The sequence below is a fragment of the Pseudomonas sp. R84 genome (assembly GCF_009834515.1).
In the GTDB taxonomy this organism is placed as follows: Bacteria; Pseudomonadota; Gammaproteobacteria; order Pseudomonadales; family Pseudomonadaceae; genus Aquipseudomonas.
In genome coordinates this window covers 2,642,614-2,666,870 of record NZ_CP019426.1, presented here as the reverse complement: position 1 = coordinate 2,666,870, position 24,257 = coordinate 2,642,614, and the positions used below count along the sequence as shown (strand labels likewise).

The following is a 24,257-nucleotide window of genomic DNA, read 5'->3' as shown; positions in this document are numbered from 1 at the left end:
AGCCTCGACGCTGACGAGCAAAAAAAGACGATCCACACCGATAACGATCGGTGATCGAACTATCAATGGCGACGTAACTTTCGACGCCAGGGGTTAACTATGCCTACAACAAATAAATCTGCTGTTGAACAGCCGTATAAAGTTCATCACCCGGAGATGTTAACGCCGTTGATCGACCCGGTTATTTCCACGTTTATCAACAAGTTCCCGAACAAACTTACAGACTTGGTGGAACAACAGGGCTCACCGTTAAATCTGGTCTGGCCCCATGCGTTTGAATTAAACACGCAAGCGCTGCTGAACGTGTTGAAGCAATACCAGGTGCCCCATGCCATTTTCTACGGGGCCAAGGCCAACAAGTCGCAAAGCATGCTCGGCGCTGCAGCGAATTCGGGGATCGGCGTCGATGTGTCGAGCATTCACGAGTTGAATGCTGCCCTGCGCGCAGGTGTGCCGGGCACCAGAATCTGCGCCACAGGACCGGCCAAAACAGCCGTCTTCCATCAAGCGCTGATCAGCGCCGGTTCATTGATTTGTGTGGATTCGCTGGAGGAATTCGATCACCTGCATAGCGTGTTCCCAACACAGCCAGGTCCGACGAAAACCAGAGTTTTACTGCGTTACAGACCGCAAAGCAGTCCGAAGAGCCGATTCGGAATGGGCTCGCAAGACCTGCTGCAATGCCTGCAAAGGCTGGCAGAAAAACCTGAGCTTTTTCACTTTGAAGGTTTCCATTTTCACCTCGGCGGCTATGGATTCGAATCCCGCGCACAAGCCTTTCGTGAGGTCAGCGGATTTATCGAGGCTGCCAGGGAAATGGGCTTGAATCCGCAGATAATCGATATCGGTGGCGGCTTGCCGATTCGTTATGTCGAACCGCAGGCCTACGCTCAATTCCTGCAGAACGACAATAACCCCAGCCACTATTACAATCAGAAAGTTCCCGCCGCTTATTATCCTTACGGCAGTGAACTGACCGCGACACAATGGCTGACGTTATTGCTCGAAGCCGAGCATTCGCCGGGCTTGTCGATTGCCAATTACTTGCAGACGCAGAATATAACCCTCGCACTCGAGCCAGGCCGAAGCCTGGTCGACCAGGCCGCCATTTCAATATTTCGCGTCACGCGCAGCAAACAATTGGCTGACAATAAAACCGTCATCTTCGTTGAGGGCAGCAGTTTCAGCGCTTGCGAAACCTGGTTTACCTCGGAATATCTGGTAGATCCGATACTTGTCAGCACCAAACAACAGCCACACGCCCCGATCCAAGCTTATATCGCCGGCCATAGTTGCCTGGACGATGACGTCATTACCCATCGCCTGATCAACTTTGCAACGGCACCGCAAGCCGGTGACTTATTGATTTATATCAACACCGCCGGTTACCAGATGGACTTGCTGGAAAACGAGTTTCATCGCCATCCCCTGCCCCGGCGGTTGACGGCGACCTGTTGTACGGAAGGTAACTATGCGTTTTCACCTGACTACTAAAGGGAACAATTGCAATGATCTTGAATAAAGTTTCTGACCTTATCGGTAATACACCGATGTTGGGCATCGATGTTCCGGATACCAACGCGCGATTATTGTTGAAGATTGAAAAGAACAATCCCGGCGGCAGTATCAAAGACCGCATGGCGCGCAACATGGTGCTGGCGGCGCTCAAGTCCGGTCGCCTGAAACCCGGCGGTGTCGTTGTCGAATCGTCGTCGGGCAATACCGGGATTGGCTTGGCCATGGCCGCGGTCGAGTTCGGTCTGCATTTCATCGCCGTGGTCGATCACCACGCCGCGCAAGACAAGATCGCCGTGATGAAGGCCCTCGGTGCCGACATTCGTTTCGTCAAAGGCACTTATCGCGAAGACGAAGTCGCGGTGGTCGAGCGTCAACAGATGGCCGCCGAACTGGCCAGCGAGATTCCCGGCGCGGTATTCATGAACCAGTCCGACAATGCGGCGAATGCCGGCGGTTACAATGATTTCGTCCGCGAAACCATTGTCCAGGCTGAAGGCGTGGTCGGCGCTTACGTCGGTTGCGTCGGCACCGGCGGTTCGATGACCGGCATCGCACGCGGCTTGAAAGTGCACAACCCGGAAACCGTCACCGTCGCGGTGGAACCGGCCGGTTCGATTGTCTTCGGTCACCCCGGCTACCCGTACTACCAATCCGGCACCGGCACGCCGGCCGGCGACACCGTGGGTCTGGTGCTCGACTACAGCTGCATCGATCTGGGCGTGCAAGTCACCGACTCGCAGGCATTCGAAACCGCGCGCTACATCGCGCGCAACTTCGCCCTGCTGGTCGGCGGCTCCACTGGCGGTGCAATTTTCAAGGCGCTGGAGCTGATCCACAAAGGTGTGCTGAGCGGCAACGTCGTGGTGCCGATTGCCGACGGCGGCGAGAAATACCTGCACACCGTGTTCGACGACAAGTGGCTGCAGGAGCGCGACCTGATCGATCCGAGCATCGCCCCGCAACTGGACGCCTGGCTGGGCAAGACCCACTGGCTGGACTCTGTTTCCGCGCCGCTGCAACTGAGCGTCGCATGACCCACCCTTCACACAGGAACGCCTCTCGATGAATCTATTGAAAGTCGCCATCTGTGGTGGCGGCAGGACCGGCCATCTCAACGCCATCCTGTTCAAGCAGCTACCCAATGTTCAGGTTTCGCTGCACACCCACAATCAGGAGGTCATCGAACAGCACGCCCGCCAGACGCCGATGCAGGCCTTGTTGCCGGACGGCTCGACGCTGAGCGCCCGACTGGATCGAGTGACCAGCGATGCCAGGGTTGCGGTGGAAGATGCCGACATCGTCATCATCACCGTGCCGGCCCATGCGCGTCCGCAAACATTGAAAGATATCGCGCCGCATCTGACCACCAGCAAACCCGTGTTCATCGGCGCTATTCCCGGCTTCTGCGGTTTCGACTGGCTGGCCGAAGCGACCCTGCCCGACCGGCCGAACGTGGTGATCTGGGGCATGAAAGATGTGCCGCACACGGCGTTCGAATTGACCCCGGGACGCTCGATCAAAATGGGCGGCGGTAAAAGCCAGTTGTACGTCGCGACCCATGCCCGAGAGCCGCAAACCGCGCGCCGCCAATTGGAGAAAACACTCACCCGGCTTTATGGCCCGTGCGTGACGATGCTCGACCACTTTCTGGAAATCACCCTGACGCCGGGCAACCCGATCATGCACAGCTCGGTGATCTACGGCCTCATCGGCCCTTACGGCCAATGGCATCGCAAGATCTTCCCGCAACGCATGTGCTGGTGGACCGAATGCCCGGAACTCGGCGCCTATTTCCTTGAACGCATGGATCAGGAAAGCCAGCAACTGTGCGCGGTGATCAGCCAGCGTCTGGGCATCGACCTGTCTTCGGTGAAATCCCTGAAACAGGAAATCGTCGAGGCCTACGGCGAGCAGATCCGCGACCAGAGCAGCATGCTCTCGATCCTGCGCACCAATCAGGCCTACAACGACATCCTTGCGCCGATGGTACCGGCCGCGGACAACCGCGCCGGCTATGTGATCGAGCGCGAGAGCCGCGCCTTCAACGAAGACGTCGCCTACGGCCTGGTGCTGCTGGTGGAAATGGCCAAACGCTTCGACCTCAAGGTGCCTTATATCGAGGAAGTACTGCAGTGGAGCGTGGCCTACATGGAAGGCCTGCGCGGCTCGGCACTCGACTATTTCCCGCGCCAATGGCCGCACACGACAAGCGCCGCCGCTTGATCTTCTTACTCAATTTTCGACGAGCAGACCGCTGATATGGATGACTTCAAGACACTGATCGCCTACTCCCGCAAAAACGCCATGCGCCGTCTGGTGCGTTGCCTGTTTGCGGAAAACATCCTCGACCGTTCGGCCCTGAGCTTTTCCGTAGAGGGCCACCAGGCGACTTACCCGCTCAAGGGCGGTCGCGCCCATCTGGCTTTTTCCGACATCGCCAAAGGCCCGGCCGATACGGTGGTCAACGACGGCGACGTGGTGTTGGTCACCGATGAAGGCGTGCGCCAGGTGATCACCAGCCACCAGGACATGCTCGATGTGCTGCGCGACAGTTTCGACTTCGCCCCGACCGACGAAGGCGTGGCCGGGCTCAAGTCCGACATGGAAAACAGCCTGAGCAACGACGCCCACGCCCGTCAGCATCGTCAGCATTGGAACGCCCGACTGGCACAAGCCGCCAAGGATCAAGGACTGCACAGCTTCACTGATTACTTGCGCCAGCACGCCAAAACCAAGGACGCCGCGATCCTGCTCGACCAGTGGGGTTCACTGGAGGGCCACCCGTATTACCCGACCTGGAAAGCCCGCCCGGGCCTGACCGATGAAGAGGTCGAGCAACTCTCGCCCGAGTTCAACGCACAGGTGCCGCTGCGCATCGCCGCACTGCGCGCCGACAACGCGAAAAGCGAAAGCATGCCGCACGTGATCGATTACCGCGCCTGGTTCGCTGAGCATTTCCCGACGCAATGGGCGCAATGGAAAGCCTCGCTCAACAGCAAGGGGCTGGACGAAAACCAATGGCTGCCCTTGCCGATCCACAGCTGGCATTTACAAGCCTACGTGCTGGAAACCTTCGCGCAGGAAATCGCCGACGGCATCCTGATCACCGATGGTCCGGACCTGCCAACCCTGCCGACCATGTCCTATCGCACGATGATGCCGGTGCTGAACGAATCCGCGCCGCTGATCAAACTGCCGATCGCGGTGTGGATGACCAGCGAACTGCGCAGCCTGCAAGCCAAGTCGATTCACATGGGCCCGCGCATCAGCACGGTGATCAGCAAGATTCTCGAGACGGAAAACGGCTTCGATCAGCGCCTGGAAATCTTCCCGGAAGAAATCGGTGTGCGTTACAAAAATGCCGTGACGCAGGACGATCATCCGGGCCGGCATTTGTCCGTGGTTTATCGCGCCAGCGCACCGGCATTCGAACGCAACGATGAGTGTCTGCCGATAACCGTGGCTTCACTGTTCACCCGTTTGCCCGGCAGCGGTCGTCCGCTGTTCACTGATCTGATTGAACGCGACGGTGTGCGCGCCAATACTGCGCAGGTCGAGAACTGGTTCCGCGAGTACGCGAAAGTGGTGACTCACCCGGTGGTGGCGATCTACTTGATGTACGGCATCGGCCTTGAGGCGCACCAGCAAAACACCATGGTGCTGTTCTCCCCGGACGGCAAAGCACGTAGTCTGCTGATCCGCGATTTCGGCGATGGCCGCACTTACGCGCCGTTGCTCGAGGGCCGTGGTTACAGCCTGCAACCGCACGTACAGCCGGGCATTCTGCCGACAGTATTCTCCGGTGATATCGAGCCGGTGCGCATGTTTGTGCTCGACGCGGCGTTCCTCACGCACCTGCATGAAATGGCCCTGTGGCTGACCAAGGAATACGCTTTCAACAACACGCGGCTCTGGCAGGTGTTGCGCGAAGAAACCGACCTTGCCTTCGAAGCGGTGCGTGACCGCGTCGCGGCAGATGTGTGGGAAACCGAGCACAAGGCGTTCGTCGAAGAGCCTTGGCCAACCCGTTCGTTGTTGCGCATGCACTTGATGCAGTACAGCAACTATCGTTTGCAACACACCCTGACCAACCCGCTCGCTAGCGTTTAACCGAGGCTGACTCATGTCCCAAGCAGGTGCCATCCAGGGTTCGAGAGTAAGAATCCTGATTTATCTTCTATTTGCGATCCAGCTGGTATCGATGGGCGCGATGGAAATGAGCGGGCCGTTCTGGCCTATCCACCTGCGTGGGCTGACGACGTCAGAGTCGCTTTTCAGCTTCGCCAGCATCGCCGTGTACGTCGGGCCCATGCTGGGCATTATTCTCACCAGTGCATTCTGGGGCCGGATCGGTGATCGCTACGGCCACAAGTTGATGATGATCCGCGCCCTTGCCGGCTTGTCGTTGACCCAGCTTGGGCTGGCCCTGTTCAGTGATATCTGGGTGATTCTGATCCTGCGCTTTCTGCAAGGCGCGTTTGCCGGCTATATCGCGCCGGCACAGGCCTACGGCGTGAGCATTGAAGCGCCGTCGCGGCGCGCACGGCTGTTCGCCATTCTGCAAATCTCGACCAACGTCGGCTCGCTGCTGGGTGCGGTGGTCGGCGGTTTGATCCTCGATTACGCGACGTTCTTCTGGATCAACATCATCGCTTCGGCGCTGTGTGCGGTGTGTACCGTGATCGCCGCCGTGACCTTGCCGGACGTGCCGCCGGTGAAGAAAGCCGTGGCCGTCGACAAAACTGCACCGGCGCGTTCCGGCAGCCTGTGGCAAGGCTCACCATTGCTGTCGCTGCTGGGTGTGATGGGCATTCTGTTGCTGGCGCGGATGCTGCCGCAGACCTCGTTTTCGCTGTATGTCAGCTCGGTGTTCGAGGTCAGCAATTCGGTGGTCGGTCTGTGCTACGGCTTGCTGGCGCTGGGCTTCATTCTGTCGGCCACGACGTGGTCGCGTTATTTCGAACACCGTGGTCAGCAGGACACCTTGCAACGCATGACTTACGTGGTCATCGGCTGCATCGTCCTCACTGCGGTGGCAGGCGTCACCCACAACCCGGTGGTGTTCGTCATTGCCTACTTCATCTGGGGCGTGCTGCTCGGTGCGACTACACCCGTGTTGATGGCGCTGATCTCGAAAACCGCCGACAGCTCGCAACAGGGTCATGTACTGGGCATCGCTCAGGGCACTGCGCAATTCGCTTCGATTGCGGGAATTTCCGCCGGCGGCCTGCTCAGTCAGGTCTACGGTTTGCAGTACACCTATCTGTTTGTTTGCCTCGCTTACGTCGTCGCACTGATCCCGATCGTCGCGTTGCGCTACTGGCCGGCGGCGATGCAAGCAAGCCCTGCCCCGGACGGGGAATGATCAAGGAGTCTGCTTTTGAATATTGAACAACTGCGCGCCGACACCCCCGCCGTCGCGCAACTGATCCACTTCAACAATGCCGGCGCGGCGCTGATGCCCGCGCCGGTGATCGAGACGATGACCCGTCATATTCAGCTTGAAGCGACTCAGGGCGGCTATGAAGCTGCCGGACGGCAATCGGCCAACCTGGAAAACGTGTATGGCGCCATCGGCCGTTTGATCAACGCCCAGCCTGATGAAATTGCGGTGATCGAGAACGCGACCCGCGCATGGGATATGGCGTTCTACTCCTTGCCATTGCAACCCGGCGATGTGGTGCTGACGTCGACCACCGAATACGCCGGCAACTACATTCCCTATCTGCAAATGAAGCAGCGGCGTGGCATCGAGATTCGGGTCATTCCTAATGATGAACACGGCCAGGTTTCCCTGTCGGCACTAACGGCAATGCTCGACGATGATCGGGTTGCGCTGATTTCCCTGCCGGTGATCGCCACCAATGGCGGCCCGGTGCAACCCATCGAGCAGATTGGCGCACTCGCCCGTACGGCTGGCGTGCTGTTTCTGCTCGACGCGTGTCAGGGTGTCGGGCAGATGCCGATCGACGTGCAGAAAATCGGCTGCCACATGCTCGCGGCCACCAGTCGCAAATACCTGCGCGGACCGCGCGGGATGGGCTTCTTGTATGTCGAAAAGTCCCTGTGCCAGAACCTGGAACCGGCATTTCTCGACTTGCATGCCGCCTCATTGCAGGACGCCGAGACGTTCGAAATCCGCGCCGATGCCCGACGTTTCGAGAACTGGGAATGCAACGTCGCCGCCAAACTCGGTCTCGGTGCGGCAGTGGAATACGCGCTGGCGCAAGGCATCGAACCGATGTGGCTGCGGATTCAGCAACTGGCTGATTACCTGCGCCGACAACTGGCAGATATTCCTGGCATCACGCCGCGAGACCTCGGGGTGCAGAAGTCCGGCATCGTCACGTTTACTCATCTCGACAGCAGCGCTGCGCACGTTCAGCAGTGGCTGGCTGGCCAGGAAAAGCGCATCAACGTCAGCACCTCGACCGTGCGCTCGACTTTGCTCGACATGCAGCACAGGGACTTGCTGGAGGTCAGCCGTGCCTCGTTGCATGCGTACAACACCGAGGCGGAAATCGACACAATGGTTGCTGCGCTGCGCGGTTTGCAGGGCGCCTGAACAGGACGCCAATCGGCGCTTGCGTCAAAGAGGGGTTGTAAACTAGCATTGGGAATACTTCTCAATTGCATGAAAATCTGCAGCCATGAGCGAAACCCTTCCCGCGAATAATGCCAATCACCTGCGCGCGATCGAAGCCCTGTATAGCGGCCATCATGGCTGGCTGTACGCGACGCTGAGAAAAAAACTGGGAAACGCCATGGATGCGGCGGATCTGGCGCAGGATACCTTCACGCGCATTCTCGCCTCGCAAGTCACCGTCATTGAGCAGCCGCGCGCGTATCTGAGCTGCGTGGCCAAGGGCATTCTGGTCAACTGGTATCAGCGCAAGGCACTGGAACGGGCCTACCTGGACGCCCTCGCCCATGTGCCGGCGCCGGAAGTGCCTTCGCCGGAATTGCGTTTCATGGTGCTGGAAACCCTGCACGAAATCGACGCGATGCTCGACGCCCTGCCGCCGCTGGTCAAACGCGCCTTTCTGTTGTCGCAGATCAGCGGGCTGAAATACGACGACATCGCCGAGCAGTTGGGCGTATCGCTGATCACCGTCAAACGCTACATGAAGCAAGCCTTCGTGCAGTGCCTGTTGCTGGTGGAGTGAATGCTCAGCCGCCGCCATGAGCCGCACCTCGATCACCAGGCCCTGGAAGAAGCCGCGGACTGGTTGATCCGCATGAGTGAAGGCGAACTCAGCGACAGCGAGCGCGGCGAATGGGAATACTGGAAAGCCAGCACGCCCGAGCGCGGTCGTGCCTGGGCGCGGGCGCAGTTGTTGCAGAGCAAACTCGGCGGCCTGCCACCATCCTTGGCGATGTCCGCACTCGATCGCCCGAGCAGCCCGGAGCGCCGTGCGGCGTTGGGCAAACTGGCGATGATTCTGGCGATCCTGCCGGCCGGTTGGGGCAGCTGGAAGCTGGCAGAGTCGCAGCAATGGTCAGCCGACTACCGCACTGCGATTGGCCAGCAACGCGAGCTGACCCTCGCCGACGGATCGAAAATCACCCTGAACACCGACACCGCCATCGACGTGCTGTTCGACGCCAATCAACGCCTCATCCACCTGCGCGAAGGCGAAATACTGGTGCAGACCGCGCCGGACATTTCACCGTTGGCGCGACCGTTTCTGGTCAGCACCCGTCAAGGTCGCATGCAGGCACTGGGCACGCGTTTCACCGTGCGCGAACTGCAACCGCGCACGCACCTCGCGGTGCTCGAAGGCGCGGTCAAAGTCGAGCTCGCGGACAATCGCCAGACCACGCCGCTGATCGTCAACGCCGGTCAACGCACCGACTTCTCGTCCCACACTTTTGGCCAGATCAGCGTTGCCGACCGCTATGTCGGAGCCTGGAGTCAAGGCATGCTGATGGCCGACAAGATGCGTCTGGCCGACTTCGTCGAAGAACTGACGCGCTATCGCCGTGGCTTCGTGCGCCTCGATCCGGCGCTTGCCGATCTGCGCATTTCCGGCGCCTACCCGATCAGCGACAGCCAGCGCACCCTGAACATGCTGGCGCAAACCTACCCGATCCTCGTCAGCGGCCACCTGAATGGCTACTGGGTCATGCTTTCCCCCGCCTGAGTGAAAAAATATTTGCCGCAGCGGTGATACTTTTTCCGATCTCGACTGGCTACTGGGGAGAAGCACCTTTTCGTCCTGTTCATAGGCTCATTCATCCATGCTTGCCGCACGCCACCTGCGCCCGGAACGTCAGCTCAAACCCGTTGTTCGCAGTGCGTTGCTAAGCCTTGTCCTGATCGGTGCCGTTTGCCCGTTTGCCTTGGCCGCCGTGCCGGTGCAACTGGACGCTGTCGCGGTTCGTGCCTACAACATTCCTGCCGGGCCACTGGGTGCGACCCTGTCGAGCTTCGCCGTGGACGCCAACATTGCCCTGTCGTTCCAGCCCTCGCTGGCCGAAGGCCTGACCAGCCCTGCGCTGATCGGTCATTACTCGACGCAGGAGGCGGTCAATCGCTTGCTGGCCGGCAGTGGCCTGGACATGGTCTTGCGCAGCGACGGCAGCTACACGCTGGTGCCACGCCGGGTGACACTGGATGAAACATCGATCATCGGCACCGAAAAGCGCGCCGATTCCCTGCCAGAAGTGTATGCAGGTGGCCAGGTGGCCAACGGCGGACGTTTGGGCTTGCTCGGCAACACTGACGTGATGGACGCCCCCTTCAGCATCAGCACCTACACCTCGGCGCTGATCAAGGATCAACAGGCCGTCACCGTCGGCGATGTGCTGGAACGTGATTCTTCGGTGCGCTCCACTGGCCAGACCGGGGGGATTGTCGACTCGTTCTTCATCCGTGGCTTTCCCGTCGGCGAAGGCAACCTCGGTGAACTGGCCTTCGACGGCGTGTACGGAGTGGCGCCCAATTACCGCGTGTTCACCGAATACGCCGAGCGCATCGAACTGGTCAAAGGCCCCGGCGCCCTGCTCTACGGCATGTCCCCCAACAACGCGGTGGGCGGCGTAATCAACGTGGTGCCGAAACGCTCCCTCGATGAAGACCTGACCCGTTTCACCGCCAGTTACGCCATGGATGCTCAGGCCGGTGGCCATCTCGATGTAAGTCGCCGCTTCGGTGAAGAGCGCCGTTTTGGCGTGCGCTTCAACGGCAGTACGCAACTGGGCAACACGGCGATCGACGATCAATCGCGCCACGTCGACATCGGCGCGATTTCCCTCGACTATCAGGGCGAACGCCTGCGCACAACCTTCGACTGGCTCAACCAGAAAGAAAGCTTCGACGCCGCTTCGCGGCCGTTCCTGATTGCTTCAGGCGTGGACATTCCTTCCGCCGCCAATGGTCGCAGCAACGTCAGTCAGGATTGGGGCTGGTCGAAAACCCGTGACAAATCGGCGCTGCTCAGCGGCGAATATGACCTCAGCGACGCATTGACGGTGTTCGCCCATGCCGGTGGCGGCAAATCCGATGTGGCGCGGATGTCCGACCAGACGCCGACCATTATCAGTGCCGCTGGCGACACCTCGTCGATCCCCGGTTACTACAAGTTCGAAGTCGAGCGTTACACCGTTGATGCCGGTGCGCGGCTGCGCTTCGATACCGGGCCTATCAGTCACCGCACCACCGTGCAGGTCAGTCGCTATCGCGATGTGTTGTCGCGCGGGATCATTTCCGGAGCACCGATCCTGTCGAACATTTATCACCCGGTGGATCGCCCGCAACCTTACATTCCCAAGCCGGATACGCCGAAGGTCTCGCAGAGCGAACTGACTGGCGTGGCGCTTGCCGACACGCTGTCGATTCTCGATGATCGCGCGCAGGTAACCCTGGGCTTGCGCAAACAGAACATCAAATCCGACAACTACAACGCCGCCGGCGTGGTGACCACGTCCTATGACGACGGCCGGACGACCCCGTTGTTCGGCGCGGTGATCAAGCCTTGGGATCACGTTTCGTTCTACTACAACTACCTCGAAGGGCTGAGCAAGGGCGACATCGCGCCTTCCACCGCGTCCAACGCTGGCGAGATCTTTGCCCCTTATGTTTCCCGCCAGCACGAACTCGGGGTCAAAGCCGACTACGGCACGTTTACCTCCACCATCAGCCTGTTTCAGATCACCAAACCCAGCGGCGAACTGGCCTCCGGGGTGTTCTCGGTGCAGGGCGAACAACGCAATCGCGGGCTGGAGCTGAACGTGTTCGGCGAAGTCACGCCGGGCACTCGCCTGCTCGGCGGCGTGACCCTGCTCGATGCCGAACTGACGAAAACCGGCGTGGCCGCCAACCGCGGCAACAAACCGGTCGGCGTGCCCGAGGTTCAGGCCAACCTCTGGGCCGAATGGGACACCTCATGGGTCGAGGGGCTGACGCTGACCGGAGGCGCGATCCACACCGGCAGCCAGTACGTGAACCAGGCCAACACACAAAAACTCGATGACTGGACCCGCTTCGATGTCGGCGCCCGCTACAGCACGCGCATCGATGATCGACCGACCACGTTTCGCGCCACCGTGCAGAACGTGTTCGACCACGAGTATTGGTCGGGCGTCGCTTCCTACGGCGCGTTCTCCCAAGGCTCACCGCGCACCTTATTACTGTCGGCGACTGTCGATTTCTGAAACGTTCAGCCGGCCAGCGGTGTGAGCCGTTGGCCGAACTGACCTTTGCAAAGGCTTTGACCATGGTGATTTTCGATCGACGCAGCCTCGCGATGGCTGCGCTGTTACTGGCAGGACTGCTGAGCCTGTCTGCGCTGGCGCCGCGCAATGCAAACGCCAGCGAAGCGGATACGGCGCGCACCGAAGTGACCGATCTGCTCGGGCGCAAGGTCAAGGTGCATCTGCCGGTCAGACGGGTCATTCTCGGTGAAGGCCGGCAGTTGTATCTGCTCGCCGCGCTGGACACACAGAATCCGATCGAACGCATCGTCGGCTGGCGCAAGGATCTGATCCAGTCCGACCCGGACACCTACAATGCCTACCTGCGCAGATTTCCCGGCATTGCCAAAATCCCCACCTTCGGCGGCTTTGAAGACGGCACCTTTGATATCGAACAAGCGATCTCGCAGCGCCCGGATGTGATCATCCTCAATATCGAAGCGCAGCACGCCACCGAAGATGCGCGCTACATCGAGAAGCTCGACGCTTTGGGCATCCCGGTGGTGTACGTAGATTTTCGCAACAACCCGATGCAGAACACCGAACCGACCATGCGCCTGTTCGGCAAACTGTTCGGTAAAGAGCAACGCGCCGAAGCCTTCATTGATTTTCGCAACCAGCAGATTCACCGCGTCACCGACGTCATCGAGAAACAGCACCCACCGCGTCCAAGCGTGTTCATCGAGCGCATCGGCGGCTATACCGACGATTGCTGCCTGAGTTTCGGCAACGAGAACTTTGGCCTGTTTGTCGATATGGCCGGCGGCAACAACATCGCCCGGGGGATCATTCCGACCACGTTCGGCCAGTTGAATCCCGAGCAGGTCATCGTCGCCAATCCGGCGCACGTGGTGGTCACCACGGCCAACTGGGAAGCCTTTGCACCCGGTGGCCATTGGGTCGGTGTCGGGCCCGGCGCCGACATGAACCAGGCACGGAAAAAACTCGCGTGGTATACGCAGCGTCCGGCCTACGCCGGGATCAAGGCTCAGGAGACACAAGCCTTCCACGCCATCTGGCATCAGTTCTACAACAGCCCCTACCAATTCGTGGCCATTCAGCAATTGGCCAAATGGTTTCACCCGGAGCTGTTTGCCGATCTCGACCCGGACGCCTCCTTCCGCGAACTGCACGAGCGTTTTCTGCCCGTGCCGTATGAGTCGGGCTACTTCGTCAGCCTGCGCAATCCTGAGGTCAAGCCATGAGTTCGTTGACCGACACCGTCGAGGTGCAGCGCGAAACCTACCGGCGACTGGTGCTGCGTAAACGCATGATCCTCGCCGGGCTGGTGGTTCTGTTGCTGTGCAGTGTGCTGCTCGATCTGGCACTGGGTCCGGCGAGTTACAGTTTCAGCGAAGTGCTCGGCGCCCTGTTTTCGCCGGACAGCGCCTCGCCACAAGTGCGCGTGGTGATGTGGGACATTCGTCTGCCGGTGGCGTTGATGGCCGTGGCCGTCGGCGCGGCGTTATCGCTGGCCGGCGCGCAGATGCAGACCATCCTCAACAACCCGTTGGCCAGTCCATTCACCTTGGGCATTTCCGCCGCCGCCAGTTTCGGCGCGGCACTGGGCCTGGCCTTCGGCGTTGCGCTGTTCCCGCTGGCCGCGCAATTCATGGTGCCGCTCAACGCCTTCATCATGGCCATGCTCTCGGCGCTGTTGATTCACTTTCTGAGCATGCGTCGTGGCGTCACTGCCGAAACCATCGTACTGCTCGGCATCGCATTGGTGTTCACCTTCAATGCGCTGCTGGCGCTGGTGCAGTTCTTCGCCACCGAACAAGCCGTCGCCGCCGTGGTGTTCTGGACCATGGGCAGCCTGACCAAAGCCACCTGGCCGAAACTCGGGGTGATCTGCCTGGTGATCCTGATCACCCTGCCGATCTTCGCCAAACGCGCCTGGGCCCTGACCGCCCTGCGCCTGGGCGACGACAAGGCTGCCAGTTTCGGCATCAACGTGCGCAGCCTGCGCTTTCAGACGCTGATCATGGTCAGCCTGCTCGCCTCGTTTCCCGTGGCCTTCGTCGGCACCATCGGCTTCATCGGTCTGGTCGGTCCGCACATCGCGCGCATGCTGATCGGTGAAGATCAGCGCTTCTTTTTGCCGGCCTCCTTGCTCACCGGTTCGTTGATTCTCTCGGCCAGTTCGGTGGTCAGCAAGACCCTGATCCCCGGTGCGATTTTCCCTATCGGCGTGGTCACCTCGCTGATCGGCGTGCCGTTCTTCATTTCACTGATTCTCGGCGGGAAGAAAAACTCATGGTGACGCTGCAACTGGACAATCTGGGCGCGCGCTACGGTCAGCGCGAGATCATTCGTGGCGTCTCGACGGCGACGTTTTCTGGCGGTCAGGTGGTGGCCGTGGTCGGGCCCAATGCGGCCGGTAAATCGACCCTGTTCAAACGCATGGCCGGGCTGATCGATGGCCCCGGGCAGGTGATTTTGCAGGACTCGAAAAAAGGCCCGAGCGGCATCAGTTACATGCCGCAAGGCTTGAACGCCAGTGCGCGTTTGACGGTGTACGAATCGGTGCTGCTGGCGCGCAAGCAGCTGACGCCAGGCTGGGTGGTCCACGATGATGAGCTGAAACTGGTCGACGAGATTCTCGCCGCACTGGGCATCACCGGGCTGTCGTTCCGTAACCTTGGTGAACTCAGCGGCGGTCAGCAGCAGTTGGTCTCCATCGCCCAGACGCTGGTGCGCGAACCGGAAATCCTGCTGATGGACGAACCGACCAGCGCCCTCGACATGCATCGGCAAGTGCAGGTGCTGAACTTCATGCGCGGCCTCGCGCGCAAACGCGAGGTGATTGTGTTCATTGCCATCCATGATCTGAATCAGGCGTTGCGCTTCGCCGATCAGGTGCTGGTGATTGCTGATGGCACCAGTCAGGGCAGCGGCCCGAGCAATGAGGTGATCACCGAACAGATGCTGCGCGATGTCTATCAGGTCGAGGCGAGGATCGAGCAGTGCAGCAAAGGGCTGTCGCATATCCTGATCGACGACATCGTCTGATCTCCCCGCCCCTGTAGGAGCTGCCGAAGGCTGCGATCTTTGTTTTTTAAAAGACAAGATCAAAAGATCGCAGCCTGCGGCAGCTCCTACACGGTGGGGTGTGTTATGGATCGACTTGGGCCATCAGCTCTGGCACCGATTCCGGGCGCTTGGCGTAGCGCTGAGCCAGCACCGCGCAGACCATCAGTTGAATCTGATGGAACAGCATCAACGGCAGGATCAGCACGCCAATCGTGCTGCCGGCAAACAACACCTGCGCCATCGGCACGCCGGTGGCCAGGCTCTTTTTCGAACCGCAGAACAAAATGGTGATGCGGTCTTCCTGGCTGAAGCCGAATGCCTTGCCCAGCAACGTCGACGCCAACAGCACCAGCGCCAGCAGAATGCAGCAGACCACCACCAGCCCCAGCAACTCGAACAGCGGAATCTGATGCCAGATACCTTCGTTGACCGCCTCGCTGAACGCGCCGTAAACCACCAACAGAATCGAACCCTGATCAACGAACTTCAGCCAGTTCTTGTTGCGCCCCACCCACGCGCCGATCCAGCGACGGGCGATCTGCCCGGCAATGAACGGCAGGAGCAATTGCACGCTGATTTTCAGGATCGCATCGAGGGTTGAGCCGCCATCATCGTGGACATTGAGCAGCAGCGTCACCAACAGCGGCGTGAGGAAAATCCCGAACAGGCTCGATGCCGCCGCGCTGCAGATCGCCGCTGGGATATTGCCGCGCGCCAGCGAAGTGAAAGCAATGGCCGACTGCACCGTGGCCGGTAGTGCACACAGGTAAAGCATGCCCATGTACAGCTTGTCGCCGATCAGCGGTGACAGCAGCGGTTTCAGCGCCAGGCCCAGTAACGGGAAAAGGACAAACGTCAGGCCAAACACCAGCAAATGCAGGCGCCAGTGACCGGCGCCGGCGATGATCGACTCGCGGGACAGCTTGGCGCCGTGCAGGAAAAACAGCAGCGCGATGGCGATGTTGGTCAGCCAGCCGAAGCCGACGGCGACTTGGCCGCTGGCCGGTAGAAAACTGGCCAGCAGCACGACGCCAATCAGCGTCAGGGTGAAGTTATCGGGCAAAAAACGTGGGCGAGTCATGGTCGGTTCATCCGGGGGTTGCCAGTGCGTGCCGACGACTCTAACGTGACTGCCAATTACCGACTAACGCCGAAGGGCCACAAGATGCCGCCTAAAGGACATGACAAGAGCGTGCGCCGCAGCATTCCCGGGCTGCCCAGCCTGCCGCGTCCACTCTACGGGCGCACCGAATCGCTACCCAATCGCGCCCTGACCCGACGCCACAGCCACCCGTGGGTACAGTTGTCCTACGCGATTCAGGGGGTGCTGGAAATCCAGACCAGCGCCGGCCGCTTTGTCGCCCCGCCAGAGCGTGCCGTGTGGATCCCGGCCGGTGTGCCGCATCGGGTATTCAGCTCGCCACACACGGAAATGCGCAGCCTGTACATCGATTGCAGCGTTGCCGGATGGGCAATCGAGCGTTGTCATGTGCTCGGCGTCAGCGATCTGCTCAGGGAGCTGATCCGCGCGTTCAGTCAGGTCCCGGTGGAATACGACCAGAGCGGCCCGCATGGACGCCTCGCTCAAGTGATCCTCGATCAACTGGCCGAGGCGCCGCAGATCGACCTGATGCTGCCGTTGCCGCAAGACGCGCGCTTGAAGCAGATCTATCAGAGCCTGGAACACCATCCGGAACAGCAAACCACGCTGAGCCACTGGAGCGAGAAGTTCGGCGTCACCGAAAAGACCCTTACGCGCCTGTTTCTGCGCGACACCGGCCTGACATTCCGCGCCTGGCGCCAGCGCTTGCGCCTGCTCGGTGCGCTGACACCGCTGGAGAAAGGTGAACGGGTTACCGATGTCGCACTGGCCTGTGGTTACGACTCGACGTCGGCGTTTATCGCGGCGTTTCGTCAGCAGTTTGGCGAAACACCGGGGGAGTTTTTTCGCTGATCAGCGATCCGCCAGTTCTTCCAGCAAATCCGCCGACGGCACGAAATACAGACTCCCAGTCACGGCCGTGCTGAAATCCAGCAACTTGTCGTAGTTGCCCGGTGGCTTGCCGACAAACATGTTTTCCAGCATCTGCTCCAGCGGCTCGGGCGAGCGCGCGTAGCCGATGAAGAAGGTACCGAACTCCCCTGCTCCCGGCCGGCCGAACGGCATGTTATCGCGGAGGATCTTCACTTCCTCACCGTCTGCGTTGGTGATGGTGGTCAGCGCACTGTGCGAGTTGCTCGGTTTGACCGCGTCATCCAGTTCGATATCGGAGAGCTTGGTGCGCCCGATAACGCGCTCCTGAGCTTCAACGCTCAAACCGTTCCACGCGGTCATGTTGTGCAGGTACTTCTGCACCAGCACGTAACTGCCGCCGCTGAAACCCGGATCTTCGTCACCGACGATGGTGAAGTTGAGCGCTTTGCGCCCGACCGGGTTTTCCGTGCCGTCGACAAATCCGATGATGCTGCGCATGTCGAAATAGCGGAAACCCTGCACCTCATCGACCACGGTCACCGCATCGCCGAGGGCCGCCATGATTTGTGTGGCCAGCTCAAAACACAGGTCCATTTGATCGGCGCGGATGTGCAGCAGGAGATCGCCAGGTGTCGCAGGGGCGTGGCGCCCTTCCCCGCCAAACTCGCGAAAACCATGCAGCGCCGCTGGCCGTGGATGGCCGAACAGGCGATCCCAGGCGTTCGAGGAAAAGCCGCAAATGCAGGTCAGATTGCCTGTCGGTACACGCTTGCCCACCGAGCGCACCAGCCCGGCGACATCGCCGCACCAGTCTTTCACGGTTTGCGCGGCTTCAGCCCCCGCATTCAGCGTCGCGACGATGAAAATCGCGCTGCTGGTGATCGGACTGCACACCGCTTGAGGTTCGAGAATGTCGGTATTCATCGCTGAAAAATTTGCTCCGTAAAGAGTGCCCGAGCTGTTAACGAGGGCAGATACTTCGTTTTTATCGAACTGTTGCGCAGAAATAAACGATTTTTCTTTGCTGCAAACTCGTCGCTAGCATGGCCTCGTCTGACCCCAATCCAAGAATAGACAGGGAGCGTGACATGCCAGCCACAAACATCAATATCGGCGAACCGTGGATGTGGGGCGCTTTCATCGTCTTCGTGCTTGCCATGCTGGCATTGGACCTGTTCGTCTTCGGTGGACGCAAGGCGCATCGGGTCTCTGTGCGCGAAGCCTTGTCCTGGGTCATCGCCTGGTGCTTGCTGGCACTGAGTTTCGCGGCACTGCTCTGGTGGTATTTGCACGGTGCGTTCGGCGCCGAGATCGCCCGGGAAAAGACCCTCGAGTTCCTCACCGGTTATCTGATCGAGCAATCGCTGTCTATCGACAACATGTTCGTCTTCGTAATGATCTTCAGCTACTTCGCCGTACCGCCGGAGTTACAGCGGCGGGTGCTGCTGTACGGTGTACTTGGGGCGATCGTGATGCGCGCGGTGATGATTTTTGCCGGCGTGTGGCTGGTGTCGCAGTTCGAATGGCTGCTGTATGCGTTCGGCGTGTTCCTGATCTTCACCGGGATCAAGATGCTGGTGTTTGCCGACCACCAGCCGGACCTGGACAAGAATCCGTTGCTGCGCTGGGTGCGCGGGCATATGCGCATCACCAGTGGCTTTCATGGCGAACGCTTTTTCGTCCTGCAGAACGGCGTGCGCTGGGCCACGCCGATGTTTCTGGTGCTGGTGCTGATCGAGGCCAGTGACTTGATGTTTGCGGTCGACAGCATCCCGGCAATTTTCGCCGTGACGACTGACCCGTTCATTGTCTTCACGTCGAATATCTTCGCAATCATGGGCCTGCGGGCGTTGTATTTCCTGCTGGCGGACATGGCGGACCGCTTTCACTTGCTCAAGTATGGGCTGGCGATTGTGCTGGTGTTTATCGGAGGGAAGATGGTGTTGATGCCGTGGCTGCACATGCCGGTGGAGTGGTCGCTGGCGGTGGTGGGAGGGGTGATTCTTGGCTCAGTCCTGCTCAGCTTGGTCATGACCAGAGATGCCGAACGCCGCACGGAATGACACACCACAAAACCCTGTGGGAGCGAGCCTGCTCGCGAAGGCGTCGGACCAGTCAACATCGATGTTGAATGACACTCCGCTTTCGCGAGCAGGCTCGCTCCTACAGGGGATCGGTGTTACTTATCGGACTTGATACTGGTCCACACGCGCGTACGCACACGCTCAAGCTTCTGCGGCAACGGCTGCACGACGTAGAGGTTTTTCAGCGCCTCAGGTGTCGGCGTCAGGTTCGGGTTGTCGGTGATTTCCTTATTGATCAGCGGTATCGAATCCTTGTTCGCATTCGGGTAGCCGAGGAAGTCGCTGATCGGCGCGATCACTTTCGGGTCGAGCAGGTTGTTGAGGAATTCATGCGCCTCGGCGACGTTCTTCGCGCTCTTCGGAATGGCGAAAGTATCGAACCAGATCGGCGCGCCCTCCTTCGGCAAGCGCCAGTCGACCACCACGCCGTTCTTCGCCTCTTTGGCGCGGTTGCCGAACTGGTAGAAGCTGCCGGAGTAACCGATGGCCACGCAGATGTCGCCGTTGGCGATGTCGGTCATGTATTTGGCCGAGTTGAAGTAGGTCACGTACGGACGAACTTTGAGCATCAGTTCCTTGGCTTTTTCATAGTCGGCGGGGTTCTGGCTGTTCGGGTCGAGGCCCAGGTAATGCAAGGCCAACGGCAGGATTTCTGTCGGCGAATCAAGCATCGCTACACCGCAGGATTTGAGTTTTTCCATGTTCTCCGGTTTGAACACCAGATCCCAGCTGTCCACCGGCGCGTTGTCGCCCAATGCCGCTTTGACCTTGGCCGGGTTGAAGCCGATCAGCACGGTGCCGACCATGTAAGGCACGCCGTACTGGTTGCCCGGATCATTCTTGCCCAGCAGTTTCAACAGCTCCGGATCCTGGTGGCTCCAGTTCGGCAGTTTGGATTTATCCAGCTTCTGAAACACGCCAGCCTTGATCTGCGTTTCAAGGAACTGGTTCGACGGCACCACCAGGTCGTAGCCGGAGTTGCCGGTGAGCAGTTTGGCTTCCAGGGATTCATTGGTGTCGAAGGTGTCCCAAATCACTTTGATGCCGCTTTTGGCGGCGAAATCCTTGGGCACGGACGGCAGGATGTAGTCCGCCCAGTTGTACACGCGCAGTTCGCGTTGCTCGGCCTGGACCGCGCCGGCCAACAGCGACAGCCCACACACAGTGGCACCCAGAATGCGTTTCATCGTGACCATGGTTGTTCCCCAAAAGGCAGCGTGAGTTCGATGGTTTTTATGTTCTGTACACGGCAGCGGCTGTAAAGGTAGCCAAGGGTAGAAAAGGTTCAGCGTCTGGTTATGGTTTTGATTCTTGCTGACAGCGTAGCTGGAGCACAGTGGGGGATGGGCCAAAAGGGGATCGATGTGGCCATTTTGATTGACCGCCGGGATGCGGAAACAACAATGCCCGGCGAATGGCCGAGCATTGGGGTGAAGCGGATCAGGTCAGTCGGTGTAACCCAACCTCGCCGCCCTGCTCTGCTGAGTCTGGCCGCGTGTCGCCAGGCAGTAATACAACGGAACGGTGACCACCAAGCCCACCAGCCAGGACAGATCCGCGCCGTCGACCAGATTGGCGTACGGCCCGACGTACAGCGAGGTATTGGCGAACGGCAACTGCACAAGGATGCCGATGAAGTAGGCAATGATCGCGTGCAGGTTGAAACGCCCGTAAATCCCGCCGTCAGCGCGAAAAATCGAGGTGATGTCGTAGTTGCCTCGCTTGATCAGGTAGAAGTCGATCAGGTTGATCGACGCCCACGGCACCAGCACCAACAGCAGTGCCAGAATCAAACCGATGAACTCGGAAATGAAATCCGCCGACGCACCCAGCGCAACCACGCAGCAACCCGCCAACACTACGCTCGACAACACCACGCGCACCTTGATGCTCGGCGTCCATTGGCTGGCAAAGGTCTGGATCGAGGTGATGATCGACAGCACCGCACCATACAGATTCAGCGCGTTGTGGCTGATGATGTTGAGCAGAAACAGCACCATCAGAATCGGCCCGAGCCAACCCGTCGACTGCTTGACCGCGACCATCGCTTCGGTGCCTTCCGGGGTCGCCAACACGGCAACGGCGCCGAAGCTGAACGACAGAATCGTGCCCAGCGTCGCGCCCAGATAGGTCGCCCAAAATGGTTTGGCAATGCCAATGTCCGCAGGCAAGTAACGCGAATAGTCAGACACGTACGGCGAGAAACTGATCTGCCAGATGATCCCCAGCGACACCGTTGCCAGCCAGCCGGACAAGTTGAAGCTGCCGCGAGTGAGAAAATCCGCCGGCAAGTCATGGGCAAAGATATAGATGAACCCCGCCAACAACGCGCTGCCCATCACCCAAGTGCCGATACGGTTCAGCGTGTGGATGAAGTTGTAGCCGATCACGCCAATCGCCGTGGCTGCCAGTGCACCGATCAGAATGCTCAACGGCGCCGGCACCGACGGCGCGATGCCGACGATGGATTTGCCCGCCAGGACGATATTGGAAATAAAGAAACCAATGTAGATCAGCGCGGCAAAGAACACGATTAACAGCGCGCCATAACGGCCGAACTGGCCGCGACTCTGAACCATTTGCGGAATGCCCATACGCGGGCCTTGCGCCGACGCCAGCGCGATCACCACGCCGCCGATCATGTGCCCCAGCGCAATCGCCAGCAGCCCCCAGAGCAAATCGAGATGGAACACCTGAACCACCATGGCGCCGGTGACGATGGGCAGTGGCGCAATGTTGGTGCTGAACCAAAGGGTGAATAGGTCGCGGGCCTTCCCGTGGCGTTCCGCGAGTGGGACGTAGTCGACCGTATGGTTCTCGATCAACGGATCTTGCCGGGACATCTGGGACATATGCATGAACTCGAGTTTGTCTGTTCTTATCGTTGTATGAAGCCAAACCGGGGGGACTCTCTGGCCGCCCCTCAGATGCAGACCATATTATGGTATTCCAAACAATTCACAAGACTGATCCGTAGTTTGCGGCGCTATCTGATACGCCATCCTTACTGAAACCGCGGCTTGCAGACCAGCCGAAAGCCCCGTAAATGCTGAGTTTCCGACGAACGCGGCACGTTTATCGGTTCAGCTTAAAAGGCCTTGCAAAGATCGAATAGTGGTATACCATCAGACCAACAAACACATAAAAACAGCAGCACCACACCCGAGGACCGACCAATGATCGATGCCGCCATCTACAAACAAGTCATGGGCTCGTTCCCGTCCGGCGTAACCGTTATCACCACCCTGGACGATGACGGTCAGATCGTCGGCCTGACTGCCAGCGCGTTCAGCTCGCTGTCGATGGACCCGGCGCTGGTGCTGTTCTGCCCCAACTACAGCTCTGATTCCTACCCGGTACTGATCAAGAACAAGCGCTTTGCCATCCACGTTCTGTCCGGCGGCCAGCAAAGCGAAGCCTACGCCTTCGCCCGCAAAGGCAAAGACAAGGCGCAGGGCATCGAGTGGACCTTGAGCGAACTGGGTAACCCGATCCTGGCCAACGCGACAGCTATCATCGAGTGTGAACTGTGGCGCGAATACGAAGGCGGCGACCACGCCATCATGGTCGGCGCGGTGAAGAACCTGATCGTCCCCGAACAGCACAGCGGACCGCTGGTGTATTGCCACGGCAAGATGGGCGCCCTGCCCGTCCTGGCCTGATAAAAGAACAACGCATAACAATTGTGGGGGCGAGCTTGCTCGCTCCCACATGTAGCCTCAACAACAAAAGATCCGAGGAAGCGTCATGAAATTTTCCCTGTTCATCCACATGGAACGCTGGGACGAAAGCGTCAGCCACCGCCAACTGTTCGAAGACCTCACCGAACTGACCCTGATGGCCGAGGCCGGCGGTTTCAGCACCGTGTGGATTGGCGAACACCACGCGATGGAATACACCATCTCGCCAAGCCCGATGCCATTGCTCGCCTACCTCGCCGCCAAAACCACCACCATCCACCTCGGCGCCGGCACCATCATCGCGCCGTTCTGGCACCCGCTGCGCGTTGCCGGTGAATGCGCCTTGCTCGACGTGATCAGCAACGGCCGCATGGAAGTCGGCCTGGCCCGTGGCGCCTATCAGGTTGAATTCGATCGCATGGCCGGCGGCATGCCTGCCTCCAGCGGTGGCCAGGCATTGCGCGAAATGGTCCCGGTGGTCCGCGCCCTGTGGCAAGGCGACTACGCCCACGACGGCGACATCTGGAAATTCCCCACCTCGACCAGCGTGCCAAAACCGATCCAACAGCCGAACCCGCCAATGTGGATCGCCGCCCGCGACCCGGATTCGCACAACTTCGCCGTGGCCAACGGCTGCAATGTAATGGTCACGCCGCTGATGAAGGGCGACGAGGAAGTCCTCGACCTGAAGAACAAGTTCCAGACCGCGCTGGACAACAATCCAGACGTACCGCGCCCGCAACTGATGGTGCTGCGTCACACCCACGTGCACACCGCTGATAACCCGGACGGCTGGAAAGTCGGCGCGAAAGCCATCTCACGTTTCTATCGCACTTTTGATGCGTGGTTCGGCAACAAGCAGACACCGGTCAACGGCTTCCTCGCGCCAAGCCCGGAAGAGAAGTTTGCCGGGCGGCCGGAGTTTGAGCTGGAGAGTCTGCACAAGACGGCGATGATTGGTACGCCGGAAGAGATCATTCCGCGCATCAAGTACTACCAGGAACTGGGGGTGGATGAGTTCAGTTTCTGGTGTGACAACAGCTTGCCGCATGAAGAGAAAAAGAAATCACTGGAGCTGTTTATCAAGCATGTGGTGCCAGCGTTTCGGTAAACACTATGCTGGTTCAGCCCGTAAATGAAAACGCCCCGACATTGTTCGGGGCGTTTTCTAACCTGCGATTCAATTCCTGAACGTGAAGCCGAAATTGCAACGCATCGCCCAAGCAACAGACCACGTTTTCGGAGTGTTTTCTAAACGTGGTCTGTCCCCAG

The 24,257-nt window shown here is 59.6% G+C and carries 20 protein-coding genes and 1 pseudogene; 17 read left to right on the top strand and 4 right to left on the bottom strand.

Translation table 11 applies throughout. The features are described 5' to 3' along the window. Positions 1-99 precede the first annotated feature (99 nt). The 12 genes from PspR84_RS11970 to PspR84_RS11915 all read left to right on the top strand — a co-directional run bounded on the left by PspR84_RS11970 (position 100) and on the right by PspR84_RS11915 (position 15,225). Positions 100-1,494, top strand: coding sequence for a Y4yA family PLP-dependent enzyme (locus tag PspR84_RS11970; RefSeq protein ID WP_160057407.1), 1,395 nt, complete (start codon positions 100-102; stop codon positions 1,492-1,494). Positions 1,495-1,508: 14 nt separating this feature from the next. Next, positions 1,509-2,552: a cysteine synthase family protein gene (locus PspR84_RS11965; protein ID WP_160057406.1), complete on the top strand. Its 1,044-nt coding sequence runs from the start codon at positions 1,509-1,511 to the stop codon at positions 2,550-2,552. A gap of 28 nt (positions 2,553-2,580) precedes the next feature. Continuing rightward, positions 2,581-3,741, top strand: coding sequence for an NAD/NADP-dependent octopine/nopaline dehydrogenase family protein (locus PspR84_RS11960; RefSeq protein WP_160057405.1), 1,161 nt, complete (start codon positions 2,581-2,583; stop codon positions 3,739-3,741). 36 nt (positions 3,742-3,777) lie between these two features. Further along, a complete protein-coding gene (locus PspR84_RS11955) occupies positions 3,778-5,628 on the top strand; it encodes an IucA/IucC family protein (protein WP_160057404.1) in 1,851 nt (616 codons plus the stop codon). A 13-nt stretch (positions 5,629-5,641) separates the two neighbouring features. Then, positions 5,642-6,883, top strand: coding sequence for an MFS transporter (locus PspR84_RS11950; protein ID WP_160057403.1), 1,242 nt, complete (start codon positions 5,642-5,644; stop codon positions 6,881-6,883). 15 nt (positions 6,884-6,898) lie between these two features. Continuing rightward, positions 6,899-8,083: an aminotransferase class V-fold PLP-dependent enzyme gene (locus PspR84_RS11945; protein ID WP_160057402.1), complete on the top strand. Its 1,185-nt coding sequence runs from the start codon at positions 6,899-6,901 to the stop codon at positions 8,081-8,083. Between the two features lie 85 nt (positions 8,084-8,168). Further along, entirely contained in the window at positions 8,169-8,684 is a 516-nt protein-coding gene (locus PspR84_RS11940; RefSeq protein WP_016987079.1) for a sigma-70 family RNA polymerase sigma factor, read from the top strand. Next, positions 8,685-9,662 carry a FecR domain-containing protein gene (locus tag PspR84_RS11935; protein ID WP_160057401.1) on the top strand — a complete coding sequence of 326 codons (978 nt, stop codon included), beginning with the start codon at positions 8,685-8,687 and terminating at the stop codon, positions 9,660-9,662. Positions 9,663-9,759: 97 nt separating this feature from the next. Then, the gene (locus PspR84_RS11930) at positions 9,760-12,174 is read left to right on the top strand and encodes a TonB-dependent receptor (protein ID WP_160057400.1); all 2,415 of its coding nucleotides are present in this window, start codon (positions 9,760-9,762) and stop codon (positions 12,172-12,174) included. Between the two features lie 62 nt (positions 12,175-12,236). Then, complete coding sequence (locus PspR84_RS11925) at positions 12,237-13,418, top strand: ABC transporter substrate-binding protein (RefSeq protein ID WP_160060077.1); 1,182 nt, start codon at positions 12,237-12,239, stop codon at positions 13,416-13,418. After that, a complete protein-coding gene (locus tag PspR84_RS11920; protein WP_160057399.1) occupies positions 13,415-14,476 on the top strand; it encodes an iron ABC transporter permease in 1,062 nt (353 codons plus the stop codon). The genes PspR84_RS11925 and PspR84_RS11920 overlap by 4 nt, the downstream gene beginning before the upstream one ends. Beyond that, on the top strand, positions 14,470-15,225 hold the full coding sequence (locus tag PspR84_RS11915; RefSeq protein ID WP_160057398.1) for an ABC transporter ATP-binding protein: 756 nt from the start codon (positions 14,470-14,472) through the stop codon (positions 15,223-15,225). Before PspR84_RS11920 ends, PspR84_RS11915 begins: the two co-directional genes overlap by 7 nt. Positions 15,226-15,328: 103 nt before the next feature. Here the strand turns inward: PspR84_RS11915 and PspR84_RS11910 are convergent, their stop codons facing one another. Next, complete coding sequence (locus PspR84_RS11910) at positions 15,329-16,327, bottom strand: bile acid:sodium symporter family protein (protein ID WP_160057397.1); 999 nt, start codon at positions 16,325-16,327, stop codon at positions 15,329-15,331. An 84-nt stretch (positions 16,328-16,411) separates the two neighbouring features. Between PspR84_RS11910 and PspR84_RS11905 the strand changes: the two genes are divergently transcribed. Beyond that, complete coding sequence (locus PspR84_RS11905; protein ID WP_160057396.1) at positions 16,412-17,200, top strand: helix-turn-helix transcriptional regulator; 789 nt, start codon at positions 16,412-16,414, stop codon at positions 17,198-17,200. On the opposite strand, the gene PspR84_RS11900 is transcribed toward PspR84_RS11905, so the two are convergent. Then, positions 17,201-18,145: a Dyp-type peroxidase gene (locus PspR84_RS11900; protein ID WP_160057395.1), complete on the bottom strand. Its 945-nt coding sequence runs from the start codon at positions 18,143-18,145 to the stop codon at positions 17,201-17,203. A 164-nt stretch (positions 18,146-18,309) separates the two neighbouring features. Between PspR84_RS11900 and PspR84_RS11895 the strand changes: the two genes are divergently transcribed. Further along, positions 18,310-19,284 (top strand): TerC family protein, encoded by a 975-nt coding sequence (locus tag PspR84_RS11895; protein ID WP_160057394.1) that lies wholly within the window; start codon positions 18,310-18,312, stop codon positions 19,282-19,284. Then, positions 19,262-19,390 (top strand): annotated as a pseudogene (locus PspR84_RS29620) (metal ABC transporter ATP-binding protein); the annotation flags it as partial. The gene PspR84_RS11895 and the pseudogene PspR84_RS29620, both read left to right, overlap by 23 nt. Positions 19,391-19,400: 10 nt before the next feature. Here the strand turns inward: PspR84_RS29620 and PspR84_RS11890 are convergent. Further along, on the bottom strand, positions 19,401-20,501 hold the full coding sequence (locus PspR84_RS11890) for a polyamine ABC transporter substrate-binding protein (protein WP_160057393.1): 1,101 nt from the start codon (positions 20,499-20,501) through the stop codon (positions 19,401-19,403). A 249-nt stretch (positions 20,502-20,750) separates the two neighbouring features. Beyond that, positions 20,751-22,157, bottom strand: coding sequence for a cytosine permease (locus PspR84_RS11885; RefSeq protein WP_160057392.1), 1,407 nt, complete (start codon positions 22,155-22,157; stop codon positions 20,751-20,753). A gap of 324 nt (positions 22,158-22,481) precedes the next feature. Here PspR84_RS11885 and PspR84_RS11880 point away from each other — a divergent pair, with 324 nt between their 5' ends. Both PspR84_RS11880 and PspR84_RS11875 read left to right on the top strand, forming a co-directional pair. Beyond that, on the top strand, positions 22,482-22,967 hold the full coding sequence (locus PspR84_RS11880) for a flavin reductase family protein (RefSeq protein ID WP_095120372.1): 486 nt from the start codon (positions 22,482-22,484) through the stop codon (positions 22,965-22,967). An 85-nt stretch (positions 22,968-23,052) separates the two neighbouring features. Continuing rightward, the gene (locus tag PspR84_RS11875) at positions 23,053-24,096 is read left to right on the top strand and encodes an LLM class flavin-dependent oxidoreductase (RefSeq protein ID WP_077573303.1); all 1,044 of its coding nucleotides are present in this window, start codon (positions 23,053-23,055) and stop codon (positions 24,094-24,096) included. The last annotated feature ends 161 nt before the right edge of the window (positions 24,097-24,257 follow it).

What these genes read in the sequence shown, in the direction of transcription:
- PspR84_RS11970 (WP_160057407.1), top strand. Translation starts at nt 100, where the DNA reads ATGCCTACAACAAATAAATCTGCTGTTGAACAGCCGTATAAAGTTCAT.
- PspR84_RS11965 (WP_160057406.1), top strand. Translation starts at nt 1,509, where the DNA reads ATGATCTTGAATAAAGTTTCTGACCTTATCGGTAATACACCGATGTTG.
- PspR84_RS11960 (WP_160057405.1), top strand. Translation starts at nt 2,581, where the DNA reads ATGAATCTATTGAAAGTCGCCATCTGTGGTGGCGGCAGGACCGGCCAT.
- PspR84_RS11955 (WP_160057404.1), top strand. Translation starts at nt 3,778, where the DNA reads ATGGATGACTTCAAGACACTGATCGCCTACTCCCGCAAAAACGCCATG.
- PspR84_RS11950 (WP_160057403.1), top strand. Translation starts at nt 5,642, where the DNA reads ATGTCCCAAGCAGGTGCCATCCAGGGTTCGAGAGTAAGAATCCTGATT.
- PspR84_RS11940 (WP_016987079.1), top strand. Translation starts at nt 8,169, where the DNA reads ATGAGCGAAACCCTTCCCGCGAATAATGCCAATCACCTGCGCGCGATC.
- PspR84_RS11935 (WP_160057401.1), top strand. Translation starts at nt 8,685, where the DNA reads ATGCTCAGCCGCCGCCATGAGCCGCACCTCGATCACCAGGCCCTGGAA.
- PspR84_RS11930 (WP_160057400.1), top strand. Translation starts at nt 9,760, where the DNA reads ATGCTTGCCGCACGCCACCTGCGCCCGGAACGTCAGCTCAAACCCGTT.
- PspR84_RS11925 (WP_160060077.1), top strand. Translation starts at nt 12,237, where the DNA reads ATGGTGATTTTCGATCGACGCAGCCTCGCGATGGCTGCGCTGTTACTG.
- PspR84_RS11920 (WP_160057399.1), top strand. Translation starts at nt 13,415, where the DNA reads ATGAGTTCGTTGACCGACACCGTCGAGGTGCAGCGCGAAACCTACCGG.
- PspR84_RS11915 (WP_160057398.1), top strand. Translation starts at nt 14,470, where the DNA reads ATGGTGACGCTGCAACTGGACAATCTGGGCGCGCGCTACGGTCAGCGC.
- PspR84_RS11910 (WP_160057397.1), bottom strand. Translation starts at nt 16,327, where the DNA reads ATGACTCGCCCACGTTTTTTGCCCGATAACTTCACCCTGACGCTGATT.
- PspR84_RS11905 (WP_160057396.1), top strand. Translation starts at nt 16,412, where the DNA reads ATGCCGCCTAAAGGACATGACAAGAGCGTGCGCCGCAGCATTCCCGGG.
- PspR84_RS11900 (WP_160057395.1), bottom strand. Translation starts at nt 18,145, where the DNA reads ATGAATACCGACATTCTCGAACCTCAAGCGGTGTGCAGTCCGATCACC.
- PspR84_RS11895 (WP_160057394.1), top strand. Translation starts at nt 18,310, where the DNA reads ATGCCAGCCACAAACATCAATATCGGCGAACCGTGGATGTGGGGCGCT.
- PspR84_RS11890 (WP_160057393.1), bottom strand. Translation starts at nt 20,501, where the DNA reads ATGGTCACGATGAAACGCATTCTGGGTGCCACTGTGTGTGGGCTGTCG.
- PspR84_RS11885 (WP_160057392.1), bottom strand. Translation starts at nt 22,157, where the DNA reads ATGTCCCAGATGTCCCGGCAAGATCCGTTGATCGAGAACCATACGGTC.
- PspR84_RS11880 (WP_095120372.1), top strand. Translation starts at nt 22,482, where the DNA reads ATGATCGATGCCGCCATCTACAAACAAGTCATGGGCTCGTTCCCGTCC.
- PspR84_RS11875 (WP_077573303.1), top strand. Translation starts at nt 23,053, where the DNA reads ATGAAATTTTCCCTGTTCATCCACATGGAACGCTGGGACGAAAGCGTC.